This window comes from Acidobacteriota bacterium (assembly GCA_038040445.1).
Classification (GTDB): domain Bacteria; phylum Acidobacteriota; class Blastocatellia; order UBA7656; family UBA7656; genus Onstottus_A; species Onstottus_A frigus.
On record JBBPIG010000002.1, the window covers coordinates 143,103 to 160,427 of the forward strand.

The 17,325-nt window shown below is 56.7% G+C and carries 17 protein-coding genes; 12 read left to right on the top strand and 5 right to left on the bottom strand.

Features of this window, described 5'->3' with window-relative positions; translation table 11 throughout:
- The first annotated feature begins 525 nt into the window (after nt 1-525).
- On the top strand, nt 526-1,377 hold the full coding sequence (locus AABO57_02760; GenBank protein ID MEK6284640.1) for a M23 family metallopeptidase: 852 nt from the start codon (nt 526-528) through the stop codon (nt 1,375-1,377).
- An 82-nt stretch (nt 1,378-1,459) separates the two neighbouring features.
- Here AABO57_02760 and AABO57_02765 read toward each other — a convergent pair whose 3' ends face one another.
- Nucleotides 1,460-1,834 carry a hypothetical protein gene (locus AABO57_02765; GenBank protein MEK6284641.1) on the bottom strand — a complete coding sequence of 125 codons (375 nt, stop codon included), beginning with the start codon at nt 1,832-1,834 and terminating at the stop codon, nt 1,460-1,462.
- A 306-nt stretch (nt 1,835-2,140) separates the two neighbouring features.
- On the opposite strand from AABO57_02765, the gene ndhC reads away from it, so the two are divergent.
- From ndhC to AABO57_02810, 9 genes are all read left to right on the top strand, one after another.
- Nucleotides 2,141-2,527, top strand: a complete 387-nt coding sequence (ndhC, locus tag AABO57_02770; protein MEK6284642.1) for an NADH-quinone oxidoreductase subunit A — start codon at nt 2,141-2,143, stop codon at nt 2,525-2,527.
- Nucleotides 2,528-2,564: 37 nt separating this feature from the next.
- Nucleotides 2,565-3,584: an NADH-quinone oxidoreductase subunit NuoH gene (gene nuoH, locus AABO57_02775; GenBank protein MEK6284643.1), complete on the top strand. Its 1,020-nt coding sequence runs from the start codon at nt 2,565-2,567 to the stop codon at nt 3,582-3,584.
- Between the two features lie 8 nt (nt 3,585-3,592).
- Complete coding sequence (locus AABO57_02780; GenBank protein ID MEK6284644.1) at nt 3,593-4,117, top strand: NADH-quinone oxidoreductase subunit J; 525 nt, start codon at nt 3,593-3,595, stop codon at nt 4,115-4,117.
- Nucleotides 4,118-4,121: 4 nt separating this feature from the next.
- Nucleotides 4,122-4,424 carry an NADH-quinone oxidoreductase subunit NuoK gene (gene nuoK, locus AABO57_02785; protein ID MEK6284645.1) on the top strand — a complete coding sequence of 101 codons (303 nt, stop codon included), beginning with the start codon at nt 4,122-4,124 and terminating at the stop codon, nt 4,422-4,424.
- Nucleotides 4,425-4,441: 17 nt separating this feature from the next.
- Entirely contained in the window at nt 4,442-6,517 is a 2,076-nt protein-coding gene (nuoL, locus tag AABO57_02790; protein MEK6284646.1) for an NADH-quinone oxidoreductase subunit L, read from the top strand.
- A 96-nt stretch (nt 6,518-6,613) separates the two neighbouring features.
- The gene (locus AABO57_02795; GenBank protein ID MEK6284647.1) at nt 6,614-8,194 is read left to right on the top strand and encodes an NADH-quinone oxidoreductase subunit M; all 1,581 of its coding nucleotides are present in this window, start codon (nt 6,614-6,616) and stop codon (nt 8,192-8,194) included.
- On the top strand, nt 8,195-9,712 hold the full coding sequence (locus AABO57_02800; GenBank protein MEK6284648.1) for an NADH-quinone oxidoreductase subunit N: 1,518 nt from the start codon (nt 8,195-8,197) through the stop codon (nt 9,710-9,712). It begins immediately after the preceding gene.
- A 315-nt stretch (nt 9,713-10,027) separates the two neighbouring features.
- Nucleotides 10,028-10,579 (top strand): hypothetical protein, encoded by a 552-nt coding sequence (locus tag AABO57_02805; GenBank protein ID MEK6284649.1) that lies wholly within the window; start codon nt 10,028-10,030, stop codon nt 10,577-10,579.
- A 99-nt stretch (nt 10,580-10,678) separates the two neighbouring features.
- Complete coding sequence (locus AABO57_02810) at nt 10,679-11,092, top strand: DUF2203 domain-containing protein (protein MEK6284650.1); 414 nt, start codon at nt 10,679-10,681, stop codon at nt 11,090-11,092.
- 104 nt (nt 11,093-11,196) lie between these two features.
- Here the strand turns inward: AABO57_02810 and AABO57_02815 are convergent, their stop codons facing one another.
- From AABO57_02815 to AABO57_02830, 4 genes are all read right to left on the bottom strand, one after another.
- Complete coding sequence (locus AABO57_02815) at nt 11,197-13,131, bottom strand: ATP-binding protein (GenBank protein ID MEK6284651.1); 1,935 nt, start codon at nt 13,129-13,131, stop codon at nt 11,197-11,199.
- Nucleotides 13,132-13,167: 36 nt separating this feature from the next.
- Nucleotides 13,168-14,550, bottom strand: a complete 1,383-nt coding sequence (locus AABO57_02820) for a sigma-54 dependent transcriptional regulator (GenBank protein MEK6284652.1) — start codon at nt 14,548-14,550, stop codon at nt 13,168-13,170.
- Nucleotides 14,551-14,668: 118 nt separating this feature from the next.
- Nucleotides 14,669-15,040, bottom strand: a complete 372-nt coding sequence (locus tag AABO57_02825) for an XdhC family protein (GenBank protein MEK6284653.1) — start codon at nt 15,038-15,040, stop codon at nt 14,669-14,671.
- A 302-nt stretch (nt 15,041-15,342) separates the two neighbouring features.
- On the bottom strand, nt 15,343-15,693 hold the full coding sequence (locus AABO57_02830; protein MEK6284654.1) for a hypothetical protein: 351 nt from the start codon (nt 15,691-15,693) through the stop codon (nt 15,343-15,345).
- Nucleotides 15,694-15,868: 175 nt separating this feature from the next.
- Between AABO57_02830 and AABO57_02835 the strand changes: the two genes are divergently transcribed.
- Together AABO57_02835 and AABO57_02840 are read left to right on the top strand one after the other, a co-directional pair.
- On the top strand, nt 15,869-16,684 hold the full coding sequence (locus tag AABO57_02835) for a tetratricopeptide repeat protein (GenBank protein ID MEK6284655.1): 816 nt from the start codon (nt 15,869-15,871) through the stop codon (nt 16,682-16,684).
- Nucleotides 16,685-17,029: 345 nt separating this feature from the next.
- Nucleotides 17,030-17,251 carry a hypothetical protein gene (locus AABO57_02840; GenBank protein ID MEK6284656.1) on the top strand — a complete coding sequence of 74 codons (222 nt, stop codon included), beginning with the start codon at nt 17,030-17,032 and terminating at the stop codon, nt 17,249-17,251.
- Nucleotides 17,252-17,325: the final 74 nt, after the last annotated feature.

A 17,325-nucleotide genomic window follows, 5' to 3' on the forward strand; every position in this document is an offset into this window, starting at 1 on the left:
GTCGCAAAGCTCGATAGGGGGTTAGTCGTGGGATTTATCAGATTCGTACTCGGACTCGTGGCTTTCGCAATAGCCATCAAATTGGCAGTGTTTCTGCTCACGCTAGCGACTTTCGTCCTAAAGCTTCTTGGTGTCGCAGTACTGCTTGTGCTTCTGGCACTGGCGGCATGGATCATCTTCAAGGTCCTTTCCCCAAGCCGTGCTGCGCAAGTGTGAAAACGCAACAAGCTCTGAGAATTGTCTGCGCTTACCCTGACATGAAGGCTGTCTTCGTCGAGGGCAAAATTGCTGACATTCAATAGCTCCCCGAACTCCGGTCCGGCGAGACCGAAGCCACTTTATTGCAAATTTCTTACGCTTACGTTTTTTGATCCCTTCCCTATTGCGGTCCGCCTGAACCGTGTGATAGCCTGCGCGTTCTGTTTGAGCGGAATCATCCCACCTGGTAAAAAGCAGTAGAGCTGTTCTGGTGTTGCAGTGGGACCTGGCAACATCTTCATACACTGAAGAGGCAAGGAGTCCTGAATGTCGAACGATAACCGGGTCTATACCTTCCTGATCTCTCCAAGTCGAACATCAAAAGTCAGACAGCTTAGCATTCATCGCAACTCTCTTCGCGCCGCCGCCGGATTTGGAATCATCTCTGTTGCACTGGTTATCTTCGGCGTGCTGCGACTCGGGCAGCATGAAGCCCTTAACCTTAAGTACGTAGCCGTCAAGGCGGAGAACGAGAACCTCAAACAAACCAACGACGCCTATCAGAACTCTTATGCGAGGCTAAAAGGCCAGATCTCATACGTCGAGGATATGTCAAAGGAACTGGCTCGAAAGGCCAGGATGGAGCACTCGCCTGAGATCGATGAACTGGTGGGAATCGGCGGACCGGAGACCGTTGTAGCCCTCGACAAGGCAGCCGATCACCTCGAGCGCGAGGTTCGGCATATCAACGATCGATTGCGTTCCGACATTCTTCGATTGGCCTCGATTCCCAGGGGGCTGCCCGTGAACGGATACGTGACGGACGGGTACGGAATGCGGCGCAATCCATTCAACGGTGAAGGACGCGAGGTTCACGAGGGGCTCGACATCGCGGTGGACTTTGGCACTCCGGTCACGTCGACTGCAGATGGCCTGGTGATTTATGCGGCTCCCCACGCGGGCTACGGTAACTTGGTAATCGTTTATCACAGCAATGGAATCACGAGTCGTTACGGGCACCTCTCGCGAATCTCACTCGAGGCTGGACAGCGAGTGAAACGCGGTGATCAGGTTGGCAACGCCGGAAGCACCGGCCGGTCAACCGGTCCGCACGTACATTACGAGATAAGAGAAAATGATCAGCCGGTCGATCCCCTGCGCTACGCCGGCAAGAGCTAACCTCGAGTGCAGTTGGGCAGGCTAAAGCCTGTACTCTGAACGGCCTTCTCTGCAGGCTAAAGCCAGTACTCTGAACTGCAGCCTATTCTAAAAGATCGATAAGACTCGCGATGTCAACCGAGCCGAGGGGCGACGGAGCCCGTCTTCGCCCGCTCATGGCGGTTTGGCGAATCAGTTCATCCAGCTTCCGGCCGACCTCGCTCGTCTCCTCCCCCTCTTTGACTTGAGCTATTCGCTTGAGATCGGACTCACGGGCCTTTATGTACTCGTCAGGCAGCAGCCGCCCGCAGTAGTTGCATGCGGGGCTGCCCAGCGCCAGAAGCCTGCGATGGCAGAGCGGGCAGAATCGGAAGTCCGGTCGGGCAGCGTCGTTGCGAACGAATGGAGCGCCGCAATTTCCGCACTTCGTCTCGCCTTCATCAATCGCGCCGCTACAGTACTCGCACTTAAAGTACATAGTCAGTTCCGATATGCCGAATTCAATTTCGGTTGCGTCGCATTCGAGCCTGGCTGAAGCTTAAGGGCAACCCGGCTTTGGTGACGGGTTCGCCACGATGTTAATCGAACCCACACTCAGCAACAATACTTTTCTCCGTCGCTGCAATGAGTGTTAAACCGTAAGTGCGCGACGCCACTGCCTCTCTTGCTTGACACTAATTTTCAGCAGGCGATAAGATGCCTAGTCTCAAATGGCGGCCGGATTTTGAGCCGTACAGAGTGGTCGCGCCGAGAGTCGGGCATAAACAAGAGACAAGCAAACCGGATAATGGTCAACTACCTTCCCGTTCTTCTGATCCTGATCATCGCAACCGGCATGGCAGCAGTCATTATTGTTCTCTCGCGGCTGGCCGCAAAAAGTCGCCCGACCGCCGAGAAGCTCATGCCATACGAGTGCGGAGTCGAGCCGGTCGGCACTGCGCGCGAACGTCAGTCCGTCAAGTTCTACCTCGTTGCGATGGCCTTCTTGCTGTTCGACATCGAAGCCGTGTTTCTTGTCCCCTGGGCGGTGATTTTTCGAGGCGTGGTGACGTCAGAAACCTACGGGCATTTGAAGTACGTTTTCTACGGCGAGATGATGGTCTTCATGGTGGTCCTCTTCGTCGGATTGGTTTACGTCTGGCGCAAGGGCGTTCTCGATTGGAACAGATGATGAGAGTTTGAGCTCGCCTTTACGTCGATCAGATCTTATGGCTAACCTCCTGCTCGAGTGGACAATCAAGACCATCGTAATCCTTCTCATCCTGGTGACGGCAGTCGCCTACGTCACGCTCATGGAACGCAAAGTCATGGGCTGGATACAACTGCGTGTCGGGCCGAATCGAGTGGGGCCGTGGGGGTTGCTTCAGCCTTTGGCCGATGGACTGAAGATGATCTTTAAGGAAGATCTCGTTCCGCTTCAGGCGAGCCGCTGGCTCTACATACTCGCTCCGGCGCTGTCGCTGATCCCGGCCTTGATGACCTTCATCGTGATACCGTACGGCAGCGAGATCACGCTCTTCGGTCACCGAGTGGAGCTGCACGTCACGCGGATGGATGTCGGGCTGCTCTACATACTCGCGCTGACATCGGTAGGCGTATACGGCATCGTGCTTGCCGGTTGGTCGTCAAACAACAAGTACTCGCTGATGGGAGGGTTGAGGTCGAGCGCGCAGATGATCAGCTACGAGCTTGCGCTGGGGCTGTCAATTGTCAGCGTCTTGCTCTACGCCGGGACGCTTGATCTCGTGGGCATTGTTGATCAGCAAGGCGTCGGGCTTGGGCATATGGGATGGAACATATTTCGTTTCCCGCTGATGTTCGTGTTCGTTATCTTCTATATAGCATCGCTTGCCGAAACCAATCGCACGCCTTTTGATTTGCCGGAAGCGGACTCGGAACTTGTCGCCGGCTATCACACGGAATATTCAGCGATGAGTTTCGTGATGTTTCAGATGGCCGAGTACTTGAATCTCATAACCGCTTCTTCCATATCGACGACGCTGTTTTTCGGCGGGTGGAACGGCCCATTCGTTGGAAGGTTGCCGATCCTGGGACCTGTTTACTTTGTCGTCAAAGTGCTGGCCTTGATCTTTACGGCTATGTGGATTCGCTATACCGTGCCGCGCTTCCGTTACGACCAACTGATGCGCTTTGGCTGGAAGGTTCTGCTGCCGGCGGCGATTATCAACATAATCATCACTTCAACAGTGATCTTGTTCATGCAGTAGACCGCTAAATGGAACTCTCCTTAGAAAAGGCACTGTTCATCATCTTCGGCGTACTCGCGCTAGCGAGCGCGCTGAATATTTTGCTTCAGAGAAACCCGCTCTATGGCGCGCTGTCGCTGATCGGAACGCTGCTGTCACTATCTGCGCTTTATCTGACCGTTCGCGCGCAGTTCATCGCCGCGGTTCAGATCGTCGTCTACGCCGGCGCGATAATGGTGCTATTCATATTCGTCATAATGCTTTTGAACGTGCCGAAGGACCAGCCTCAGATCGAAAAGCAAAAGGGACTGCGTTATCTTGCAATTCCTTTTGCGGGGCTGCTGATCGCTGAAATGTTTTATGTTATTCAACTCGTCCCCGCGCGCACCCTTCCCGCGGTTCCGACCGCAAACGCCGAGCAGGCTGTCGGCACAACCTGGAGCATAGGCACTGCGCTGTTCACGGATTACCTGCTTCCGTTCGAGGTGACCTCCGTGTTGATCCTTATGGCGGTTGTCGGAGCGATGGTGCTGGCGAGACGCGAGGGAGATTAGAACAATGGTTCCTCTGTCGTGGTATCTGGGACTCTCGGCTCTGCTCTTCACAATAGGCGGAGTCGGGGTCTTCATAAAGCGCAACGCCATAACTATATTCTTGTGCATTGAGCTGATGCTGAACGCGGTTAACCTGACGCTTGTTTCGTTGTCAGGTTTCTTCGGCGACGTCGGCGGCCAACTGTTTGTCTTCATCGTGATGACTGTAGCTGCCGCCGAAGCTGCGGTTGGGCTTGCGATCATCATTTCCATCTTCCGCAACCGCGAGTCGCTGAACGTTGACGAAGTAGATACGCTGAAGCTGTGAAAAGTGATGCTTAGAAAATGCTAGCCGCGATTATCCTTGCGCCGCTTGTTGGCGCCGCAATCCTGGGGCTGTTCGGCAAGCGTATGGGCGAGCGCCTGATTGCGCTCATCGCCTGCTCTACGGTCGCGGTGTCGGCGATACTCTCGTTCTACCTCTTCTTCAAGCATCACGCCGAGTTGGAACAAGGACAGAAGTTCTATGACTATCTGTTCACCTGGATTCGCGTCGGTTCGTTCCGCGCGGACGCCTCGTTCGTCTTAGATTCACTATCGGCGATCTACATCCTGTTTATCACCTTCGTCGCGTTTTGGATTCACGTGTTCGCGACCGGTTACATGCGCGGAGACAGGGGATACTGGCGGTTCTTCGCCTACATGAATCTCTTCATGTTCTCGATGCTGACGCTGGTGCTCGGTGACAACTTCCTGATGATGTTCGTCGGATGGGAAGGCGTCGGGCTCTGCTCTTATCTGCTGATCGGCTACTACTTCACCAAGGACTTCGCCAACGACGCCGCGAAGAAGGCGTTCGTCGTCAACCGCATCGGCGACTTTGGGTTTGCGCTCGGAGTGATGCTGCTGTTTTCGAAAGCCGGCACGATTTTCTACTTCGACGATCCTGCGCGGAGCGTTCACGGGGCGTTCAACTGGGCGATGGCGCAGGCAGCAGACCCGCTCGGATGGCCGGCTATCTTTGCCGGAGGCATAACCACCATCGCCTTGCTCTTGTTCGTTGGCGCGGCCGGCAAGAGCGCCCAGCTACCGCTTTACGTGTGGCTACCCGACGCGATGGCCGGCCCAACACCCGTAAGCGCCTTGATACACGCCGCGACGATGGTCACGGCCGGCGTGTACATGGTTTCCCGGGCAAGCTCGATTTACACGCACGCGCCGACCGCGATGCTGATCATGGCGATAATCGGGGCGGCTACCGCGCTGTTCGCGGCGACGATCGGGCTGGCGCAATGGGACATCAAGAAGGTGCTGGCGTATTCGACTATATCGCAACTCGGCTACATGTTCCTCGCGTGCGGCGTAGGCGCTTTCGGCGCAGGCATCTTTCACGTCTTCACTCACGCGTTTTTCAAGGCGCTGCTCTTCCTCGGTTCCGGCTCAGTGATCATCGGTATGCATCACGAGCAGGATATGAAGCGCATGGGCGGTTTGAAGAAGTACATGCCCATAACGTTTGCGACTATGTTCGTTGGCTGGCTTGCGATTTCGGGCGTGCCGTTGCTGGCGGGGTTTTTCAGCAAAGACGAGATACTGTTCAGCGCGTTCACCACGAATGTGCTTCCGGGTTCGTGGCCAACAGTGCTGTGGGCCGTCGGAGCAATAACAGCGCTTCTGACCGCCGTGTACATGACTCGGCTCATGGTGCTGACGTTCTGGGGCAAAGAAAGGTTTGGCTCCTCAGAATCAGCTACAGCCCCTCATTCTGCCGCAGGCGAGCATGAGCATCACGGAGGTCCTCCACGCGAATCGCCGGTTTCGATGGTCATCCCTCTTGTAGTACTGGCCGTCGGCGCGGCGCTCGCCGGATACCTCGGGGTGCCCGAGGGCCTTTCGGGCGGTCGAATCTCGAACTACTTTGAACGTTTTCTCGAGCCCTCGATCGCCCGGGAACAAATCACTCATGGCGCCGAGCCCAACCCTGCGCGGGTCGCACCGCTTGTTCGCGAATCCGTGCCCCAGCCGGCTCATGCTCCGGCCGCTGAAGATCACGGCCTAGAGATAACACTTACTCTGATCTCGTCAATCATAGCGATACTAGGAATCGCGATGGGCTGGGTTTGGTTCAATCGCAAACCGCTTTGGGAACCGCCACGATTGCTTGAACACAAGTACTACGTCGATGAAGTGTACGATGCGACGGTCATTCAACCGATCAAAGCCGGCGCGATCAACGTTCTGTGGAAGTTCATCGATGTTCGCATCATAGACGGCGCAGTGAACGGCGCGGGCCAGCTCGCCGGTCTGTTCGGCGGGACGTTGCGCTACTTGCAGTCGGGGTTGGCTCGAAGCTACGTCGCGGTTGTAGTACTCGGCGCGTTGCTGATAATCGGCTATTTCGTAATCAAGTTGAGCATGTAAGGGGCGGCCCTCCGTGGCCGCCCCTCAGTCGCATAGCGCACTCACGGAAGCTAAGGAGCGAGGGGCGGCCACGGAGGGCCGCCCGTACAGGTCGAGATGGGCGAGTACCTACTAACAATCATCATTTTGCTTCCGCTTGCCGGCGCGATTGCGTTGCTGCTAATCGGGCGAGGCGACAAACCAAACGAAAGCGTCCTCAAATGGACGGCGCTTCTCTTCGCTCTCGCGACGTTCGCTGTCTCACTCGCGCTGCCGATCGGTTTCGACAAAGGCACAGGGCTTCAATTCGAAACAAACGTCGAATGGATCAATGCGTTCAAGCTGGGGGTTCGCTATCACGTCGCGATTGACGGCTTGAGCTTGTGGCTCGTCATCCTCACGACGTTTCTGGTTCCGCTTGCGCTGCTATCATCGTGGAACTCGATCCACAAACGCCAGCGCGAGTTTCTCGCCGCGATGCTCGCGCTCGAGACGGGAATGCTCGGCGTATTCGTCGCGATGGATATGTTCCTGTTCTACCTCTTCTGGGAAGTCATGCTGGTCCCGATGTATTTTCTGATTGGAGTATGGGGCGGCGAGCGGCGCATATATGCGGCGCTGAAGTTCGTCATCTACACTGTGGTCGGTTCGCTGCTGATGCTTGCGGGCATCATCGCGCTTTATTGGCTGCACGGGAGTCAAACGCTCAACTACACCTTTGACATCGCGACGATCACCAACGACGTCAGGACTCACGCCTTGATCCTGGACGCGACGACGCAGAGTTGGTTGTTCTGGGCGTTCGCGCTGGCGTTCTTAATAAAGGTCCCGCTTTTCCCTTTTCACACCTGGCTTCCGGACGCGCACGTTGAAGCACCAACCGCAGGCTCAGTGCTTCTGGCCGGCGTGCTGCTCAAGATGGGAACCTACGGCTTGATGCGATTCAACCTGCCGATCTTTCCGGACGCCTCGCATCAGTGGGCCGTGCTGATCTCTTCGCTCGCCGTAGTTGGAATCATCTACGGCGCGCTGGTGGCTATGGTCCAACCTGATCTGAAGAAGCTGGTCGCTTATTCATCCGTGAGCCATCTGGGTTTCGTCGTGCTGGGCATCTTTTCTTTCACCGATCAAGGCATGCAAGGCGCGTTGTATCAGATGCTCAATCACGGAGTCTCCACCGGCGCGCTGTTCCTCATGGTCGGGATGATCTACGACCGCCGGCACACGCGATTGATAGCCGAGTTCGGAGGCCTGGCCAACGTTATGCCGGTGTTCTCGACTTTCTTCATGATCGTAACCTTGTCGTCAATCGCGCTCCCGTTGCTGAACGGATTCGTTGGCGAGTTCCTGATCCTGATCGGCACGTTCACATCGACTCTGCTTCCGCACGCAAAGCTCTTCGCGTCGCTTGCTGCGCTCGGGATGATCCTCTCGGCGGTCTATATGTTGTGGATGTATCAGCGCGTTATCTTCGGCGAAGTTCGCAACACTTCCAACCTGAAGCTCGCCGATCTGGACTTCAGAGAGAAGCTGGTGCTCGCGCCGATTGTCGTATTGGTCATTGCGATGGGGGTGTATCCGGGCCTTTTCCTTTCACGCAGCAATCAGGCAATTCAATCAATCAAGGCGCGCGTCACCCCGGCTGCTGAGCTTGCCGCAGAAGCGAACCGCAACACGATCGTCATAGAAGAACGCTAAATGGAAAGCCTCGGAATCAACTATCACGCGATCCTGCCTGAGACGATCACGGCCTCGGTTGCGGTGCTCATAATGATGATCGACGCGCTGGCTCGCAAGATCGAACGCCGAGTCGCGGGCGCCGTGTCGCTGCTGGGATTGATCGCAGCCGCCGTCGCAGTCGTCAGCCTTTGGGGACGCAACGGCGAGAGTTCTTTCAAGGGCATGATCATCACCGATGATTTTCGGCTCTTCTTCGCGATGATCTTTCTGATAGTGACGTTCCTGACCGTGTTGATATCGCTTCGCTGGGTAGAAGACGAATCGCTTCCGGCAGGCGAGTACTTCGCGCTGCTGATGTTTGCAACGACGGGCATGCTTTTCATGTCGGCGGCGAACGATCTGGTGATGATCTTCCTGGGGCTCGAGATCACCTCGATATCGACTTATGTGTTGTGCGGTTATCGTCGCCGCGATCTGCGCTCGAACGAGTCGGCTATGAAGTACTTCATCCTCGGCTCTTTCTCGACGGCGTTCCTGCTGTACGGGATCGCGTTCGTCTACGGCGCGACATTCAACCCTGCCGCCAACCCGGTTGCTACCACGAATCTACAACTCATAAAGGAGCGGATCGCATCGCCGGGGCAGTTATTCTCAGGGCCAATGCTGCTGGCGGGAGCGGCGATGATGATCGTCGGTTTCGGCTTCAAAGTCGCGGCCGCTCCGTTCCACGTGTGGTCACCCGACGTGTACGAAGGCGCGCCAACACCGGTCACCGCGTTTCTCTCGACCGGCTCGAAGGCCGCTGCGTTCGCGTCGTTCTCCCGAGTGTTCATACTGACGTTCGCGGCTATGCCGTTCGCACTAAGCACCGGAGCCTTGCACACTTTGCAGTCAGCCGCGACAGACGCGCTCGTCGTAATGGCGATACTGACGATGACGATTGGCAATCTGGTAGCGATCGTCCAGAGCAACATCAAGCGCATGCTCGCCTACTCGTCAATCGCGCACGCGGGTTACGCGCTGATCGGGATTGTCGCGGGCGATTGGCGAGCGGTCGCGTTTTACCTTCTGAGCTACGTGCTGATCAACATCGGCGCCTTCGGAGTCATCGAGCTGATCGCGCGCCGCGGCGACAAACGGGTCGAGATTAGTGACTACGCGGGAATCGGATTTCAGTCGCTGGGATTGTCGGGCGCGCTGTCGCTGTTTCTGTTGAGTCTGGCCGGCATCCCGCTCACCGGCGGATTCGTCGCAAAGCTTCTGGTCTTCAAGTCGGCCTGGGCGGGAGGCTTTCACGTCCTTGTGGTGATCGCCGTCATCAACAGCGCGATCTCGTGGTACTACTATTTGCGTGTGATTGTAGCAATGTTCTTCGCCGAGCCGGCAACCGGTTTCAAAGCGCCGCGGGTCGCCCGATCGATGGCTGCAGCGATAGTGTTGGCACTGCTCGGGACTCTCTATCTTGGTATTCTGCCCGGCCGAGTGCTGGATACGCTCGAACACGCGCGCGACCAGATGTCGCAGGCGCGAAAGTGAATCTGCGCGCGTCGCGAGTGGCGACTCCTCGACTCGCTCTCACAAGTTGGACGCGCACAGGCTCAAGCTCGCGGTCGGGAAGGGCGGCTTGCCCCCGCTCTTGGGCAGAGCAAAGTATCCCTTGAAGCGGAGCGGGGGCAAGCCACCCTTCCCGACCGCGAGCTTGAGAAAGGCGTCGGTAGCTTCCCAACCCCGAACTGGATTGAGAGAGGTGTCGGTAACTTCCCTACCCCGAGCTTGAGAAAGGCGACGGTAGCTTTGAACTCAGCCGGTGAAGACAAACAAGCTCTTGATGCAGACAAACAAGCTAACTCGATGAAAACTGAACCGACAATCATTGAATCAATCGACGGCCATCTCTCGCGCCGTGTTCGCCCGGTTAAGGCCGAAGACATCGCCTCCGAGGTAGCTCAACAACTCGGCGATCTGTGCATCACTTCCATTTACCGCGACAAAGTCCGCTCTCAGAGAACGCGGCAGTACGAGCTGCGCGCGCCGGTAAAGAAGTCGTCCGTGGATGTGCTTCATACTTTGCTGGGCATCGAGCTCAAGGTTGGCAACCGCAGACTTCTCTGCCCCGATCTGGCAACGGCCAGGTATTTGTCGGTGTTCGCCCGGCTCGGCTGCGAGGTGATCGCCGTTCCCTATGACATAACTCAGATATCGTTGATTGCCGATGAGCTTGAAGCGAGCTGGCATCGGATGATGCTTTTGATCGATCACTGGACGGACGGGCGCAGCGAACGCCTGCGCGCCACGGTTCGGCGGCGGTTGATCGCCGACACTCGAGCGACTATCGCGCTGCTGGGCGCGGGGTCGAGGTTCCCTGAATTCAATCAGCCCACACGCCAGCGCCCTAGACGATGACCGCGCAGCGTGGCCTTGAGCGCCCGCCACCTCCTGTCTTGACCCTGACGGCCGCCTGGTGCAGCATTAATGCCGTCACTCTCAAGCGGGAAACGAACAATGTACGACGAAGAACCTGAAGAGGTCAGAGTGTTTACTCTGAGCGAAGCTCGCAGTCTGATACCGCGCCTGCGCAAGCTGCTGGCGCGCGTCATTAGAGAGCGCGAAGCGCTGCTGGATATGCGCGTCGAGATCGATCTGGCGAGAGAAAAGGCCAGCGAGGGCGGCGGTGGCAGTCTGCAGGGTCCAGCCTATCTTGCTCACATGATCGCGTTCAGTGAAGTCATTCAGGAGATTGAATACCTCGGCGTACATGTCAAAGACTTCCGCACCGGCCTGGTAGATTTCCCTTTCGATCGCGATGGGCGCATCGTGTACCTGTGCTGGAAACCCGACGAGGATGAAATAGGCTGGTGGCACGAGACCGATGGTGGATTTGGCGGCCGGCAGCCGCTCACCGATGAGTTTGACTGATCGCAGAATTCTCTAGTTCCATCTTCATTTTCATTCACCGGCGACTCTGATGAACCGTGAGCCATCACGTGTACTCGTTGAGAGTCTTGTTCTGCGCGCTTGGATTACGGGGCCGCGGGAAGGATGATTTCAAAGGTGGTGCCCACACCGACCTGGCTATCAAAGCGGATCTCTCCGCCGTGAAGCTGCACTGCGCGGAACGCTTGAGCCAGCCCGATGCCGGTACCGCCTTTCTTTGTGGTGTAGTAGAGATTGAATATCCGTTCCTGATCTTCGGGAGCGATTCCGATGCCCCGGTCGGTTATGGCTATTCGCGCCGAACCATCGTCGCCGCGCGACGTCGCTACTTTCAGGGGACCGCCCTCGGACATCGCCTGACAGCCGTTAATGATTACGTTGAGCAGCGTTTGCGTGAGCAGGTCGGCGTCCCCTTTTATCACAAGCGGGCCCGGATCGAGATGCTTGTTGATCGTCACTCCGCGCCCCTGCGCCTCGGTAGAAGCCAGCGCGATAACCTGGCTAACAATCGTATTCAGATCGATGGGCTGCAGATGAACCTCGACCGGTCCGGTGAAGTTGAGGAAGGTCTGCACGACTCGATCGAGTCGTTTGATCTCGGAGTCTAGTATTTCTAGCTGGGGTCTGGGATCCGAGTGTCCCGACTCGAGCTTTGAACGAAGAATCTCCAGGTGAATTACCATCGCGTTGAGCGGGTTCTTGACCTCGTGGGCGATGCCCGACGTGATGCGCCCGAGATCGGCCAGCTTTTTCGCCAGGTCCCATTGGGACTCGAGCTTTTGAAACGACTCGTAGTCGCGCATGCTGACGAGCGCACCCACGGGTTCACCGGCGTCCTCGATATACTGGACGGAAGCCAGAAGTTGGCGAGGATGCGGGGTGCCGGGAAGGTGCAGAGTCGTTCGCGCTATCGACCTCCTCTCGGCGAAGGCGCGTTCTATGGTCACGACCAGGGGATGATCTGCGCCAAGCGTCTCGTCTATGGGCAGCCCGCTGAGCTCAATATCATCAAGCCCCAATGTCTGTTCCGCGTCGGGGCTGGCGAGGATCACGCGGCCCTCGCGGTTTATCATAAGCAGCCGCTCCTCTAGGTGGCTTACCACCTGGCGCAAGCGGCCTCTCATTATTTCCAATTCGCTTCGTTCGCCGGCAAGCCGCTCGCCCAGTTGTCTGAGCCGCGAAGTCACCCCGGTCACCGTTTGGTCTCGGGGTGAATCGCTGATGGTTCCGGGCTCGTCTATTAGTCCCAATCGATCGATGCTGGTCGATATCGCCTCGAGAGGCTTCAGGAGCAGGTTCGCCGAGCTGATCGCGACAATGGCGGCTCCGACAATTGCCAACAACCCGATAATCAAATTGGTCTTCACCGGAGAGCCCAGCTCACGCTGAACACCAGCCGCAGACACGCCTACATGAAGCTCGGCAGCAAAGGAGCCCTCACCCTCCAGCCGCTTGTGATACTCGTAAATGGGCGGACCAAGCAACACTCGAGCTAGCTGAACGTAACCGCTCTGATCGGCCAAACGGTCAAGGTTAGGGCGGTCAGTCGGTACGTCGCCTATCATGTACCGGTTAGCCGCCAACTCATGCCGTCCCTCGGCGTCGGTGATTATCTCACCGCTAACATTGGTTACATAAAGGTAAGCGATTGTGCGCGAGCTGACGATCGTTGACTCCATCAGCCCCCGCACACCGGAGTGTTCGCTAGCGAGCGCGGCATAGTCATTCGAATGATCGGCAGCGCTGTTGTGCGCAAGCTCCTGCCTTACGGCGTATTCAATCTGGCGCGATAACTGGCGCGCCTCTTCCTGCGTGCGGCTGACGATCACCCCCGTCAAGTGCGCGATGTTAACCGCAGTCGTGAGCACGACTACGAGCGCTACAAGCAGGGTTATCAGGGCAATCTGGCGAGCGCGGACACCCAGCTTCAGCCAGGGTGAACCGGGCGCCTGCTCCGTGATTCCGGCCTCCGCCTGGTCGGTGTGCTGTAGATGTTCCTGAACGGTTACTGTCGTCGCCATGTTTGTACGAGACGATTCGAGTTTAAGGATCCGCGCCTACCCTTCCTCTTTTATCAGACCGGCCTCTCTATACGCCTTCAACTTGTTGTGAAGTGTCTTGAGGCTGATGTGCAAAGTTTCAGCAGTTCGCGTCTTATTGTATTCGGTGCGAGCAAGAGTGCTGAGTATCACTCGCCGCTCGACTTCTTCAAGGGGCATGCCGATCGGTATCATCACGGCGTCGGCGGTAGGTGAGGGTTCCTGGCCGGTGATGTGAAAAGGCAGATGGCGCTGCTCTATTTGTTCTCCGTCGCAAATCACAACCGCGCGTTCGATCACGTTGCGAAGCTCGCGAACGTTGCCGGGCCAATGATAACTCAGCAGCGTCTCCATTCCCTCTTGGGATATGAGTCGCGCCGCCTTGTTATGCCGCTTGCTCAGCTCGTCGATCATGTGCTGAACGAGCAGCGGAACATCGTCGCGGTGATCACGCAACGCCGGAAGCTTGATTGTAATTACGTTCAATCGGTACAGCAAGTCCTCTCTCAGAGTGCTTTGCTGGACTGCCTTCACGGGGTCTTTGTTGGTCGCCGCGATCACGCGCACATCAACGCTGACCTCTTTAGTTGAGCCGAGCCTCCACACTTTCTTGTCTTCAAGCACGCGCAGGAGTTTTGCTTGAAGAAGAAACGGCATATCGGCGATCTCGTCCAGCAGCAGCGTGCCGTTGTTAGCCAGCTCGAAGCAGCCTATGCGCCGGTTAGCCGCGCCGGTGAATGCGCCTTTCTCGTGACCGAACAACTCTGACTCCATCAACGTTTCGGGCACCGCTGCGCAGTTGATGGCGATAAAGGGTTGGTTAGCCCTCGGGCTGAGCTTGTGAAGCGTGCGCGCAACCATCTCCTTGCCGGTGCCTGATTCGCCGGTGATAAGCACCGACACCGCGCTAGGAGCCACCTGCTCGACTACGGTATAGACCGCGCGCATTGCGTCGGATGCCCCAACCATATCGCCGAACGCGCCGTACTGGCGAAGCTGACGGCGAAGCAATTCGTTCTCACGTCGCGCGCTGCTGTACTCGGCGGCTTTCCTCAGCACAAGCTGAAGCCTGCGCATGTCAATGGGTTTCTCAAAATAGTAGAAAGCGCCTTCGTCTTTGACAGAGCGGATAGCCGCGTCAACAGAACCTTGACCGGTCAGCAGAATCACCGAGGTCTCCGGGTGCTCCGTTCTGAGATGAGCCAGCAGCTTGAATCCGTCAAGGTTTGGCATCACCACATCGGTGATAACAACGTGAGGAGCGAAGCTCTCAACATGCTCGACAGCCTCGCGCCCATCGGCGGCAGTGTCTGTCGCGTAGCCCCATCTGGCGACTACTTCGCTGAGACCCTGCCGCGCGGGTTCCTCATCGTCCACTATGAGCACGCGCTGGTCGGACATATCGAGAGTCTAGCACAGGAATGCAAGACGATATCTATAGAGGCGGGTGAGGTCCGCGTTGTTCTTCGTTCAACAGTTTCGAACAATGCCGGCCGCATACTGGCAGGCGTTATCTGACCTACTGCTCGTCAAAGGCCCATCGCTCGATGAGAACATCCATCTGGCCTCCGCAGACCATGCCTTCGGCATCTTCGTATTCGTCATTCAAATTGAAGTGATAGATGTCGGTCTGGCCTGTGCGCAGCACTTCGTGCGCTTCAGCCCAGATATCTGCTTCAACACACCCACCGCCCACCGTCCCGATGAATGAGCCGTCGTCAAATATCACTATCTTCGCGCCAACCTGTTGAGGCGTTGACCCGCGCGTCTTTACAACGGTTGCCATCGCGGCACGCGCGCCTTGCTCAAGCCGTCGTTTCATCTCGGTGTAGATTTCCCCGGCGCTCAGCGAGCGTCCTGGGACAGTGTTGATATGGTCAGCCTCGGCCATGGTTAGATTCCTGAGCTTTGACGTGATCATAGTTGTAACGCAAATCTGCCGAGAAGGCGAGGAAGCAAAGGCGTGATTCTCGATGCGTGGCCGGTGAGTGGTGACTCGAGATGCCACTTCCCGGCCCTGCGATCTGGCGCTCTACCAGGTATGAAGCATTTCTCAATAAGAATTCTAGGTGCAATGATTCAGTAATTATAGTAGAATGCCGCCCGATGGGGTGGCACACATCACCCCAGCCGCGATTGGTTGCGACGGCCATAGAGTTTCATTCGAACATGTACGAGAATGCGGTTGGGAGGTTATGCCCGCAATCTAGTCCATAAGAAGAAAGCAAGCGCCAGCAAAAGCGCGCCTGAGCCAAAGTCAAGGTCAGGCAACGCTTCCGGTATTGGAATAGCGCCCGGATTCAAAGAATCATTAGCTTGATCCGACACCGGCATGGCGCGTTGACCCCCAGGTACTTCACCGGGGTCGCAGATGCAACCCGGCGTGCTGCCGCCGCACTCGCACCAGCCGCCCACGATAACGTGACCGGCAAGAGCGACCGATTGAAAGGCAACGGCGCCTTTCTGGCCACTCGCACCGGATGGTGAATTGAGGATTGGAAGAACTAACAGGCAAACTGCTGTGAGCAATAGTTTCTTGGCCAACTTATCGTCCTCCTTAGCGGAATTTGCCGAATCGCGTACTGCACGCGGCCATGGATCATTGTGCCAACGTCTTATCGAGCTCGAACTCGTTCGAGCCTCGTATTCACAAGAAGTATTCCATCGCCTTGTAACCAATTTGATTCGAATCGCGGAGCATTCCATTGGCTTACGCGATATGGAAGCGCTCGCTGAGGTCAGTGAGATTCTGTTGAATCTCGCGCTGCCGGAAGCTAAACAAGCCGGGACTTACTATTACGCCTTGATAATGAAGCGGAGAGGCCAAACTGACGAGGCCCGAACTCTCCTCGAGAAGATTGCAGATAGTCCGACCGCCAACTGTCGAGCGCGAGCGATGCAGACCCTGGGCGCCATACATCACGAGCATAACGACCTTGACGAGGCGGGCAGATTCTATCTCGAAGCACTGCGCGCCGGTGGAGAGCATGATTTAATCACCACGATTTTCCCCCGCTTGACTATTAGCGCGCTCAAGAGCGCGAAAGGCGACCACCACGGAGCACTAGCCGATCTCGAAGGCCTTCTGCCACTCATGCGGCTCGCAGCCAAACCGCATCCGTTTTACTTCAATTTTTATCACAACGCTCTAGCAGTAGAGTTCGCCGAACTGGGGCGCCTCGTGGAAGCAGAGGCAGCCTGCGCAATCGCTCTTGCCTCACCGTTCGCACCTGTCTATCCAGAGTTCGCCGAAACGCGCGATGAGATTGCAGACAAGCGAGCGTCCGCTACGCCATCTGTCGTAGCAGTCAAGCGCGCACCTGAAGCTGACACCTTACAAAGGACTCAACCTGAACAGAAGGAATTGGCGGTCAGCGCCTTCGCCTTCACTTGGCCCGCCCGAAGAGATGCTTTTCAAAGATCGTTAATCCGGATTGCCGCGTCGAGGGCGATCACAAACATTGGGATAGGAAGAATCATCCTCGACCGCGTGCTAAGTTGCATCGCGCCTCGCGCGCCTCCTGCCCTCTTCTGAAACAACCCAAATATTCAAATAAATCTAAAAATTGGGGGTAGGCCACCACCGCTGGTGACGACCTACCTCCCATCCACGCACGAGGGTGCATAAGTATTTGTCTGCTCAAAACACCCTCGCGGGCTAAAGGAACGCCGATGAGTATAACAAAAAGAGCAACCAAAAGCGCAAGTAGTTGAAGAGGAACTATCCGAAGGGTTTGGTTCTCCCTGAACGCGAGATCCGAGACCTTGCCGGCAACCTGCGAATCCGCGAGGCTCAACGGGCGGCGATGTGTTTTTATCTTGGCTAATAGCCCTGGCCGCTTTACTGATCGTTGACAAGGCAGAGAGTTGCGAGCTGAGTTTGCGCCTCATCAAAGAGATCGCCGGCGAAGAAGAGTGCAGGCACGTTCGCCGGATAATCAGGTCGATCATCGCTGCCGTCGAGCACGGCGCTGATGGCGTGTACGCGGCCCGTCTCACGATCACTCGCTTTATCGAGTTGGCTTTTGAGAACCGGCCTGATCCCGACCGGGCGGAAGGCCCCTACAATCAAAAGCTCAGCAAGCTGAGGCGAGCCGCATAAAGCGATTGCGAGATGGGCCGCGACATTCGAGAAGAAACACCTTCTCGCAAAAACCTCGTCCGTGCAAATTGGGG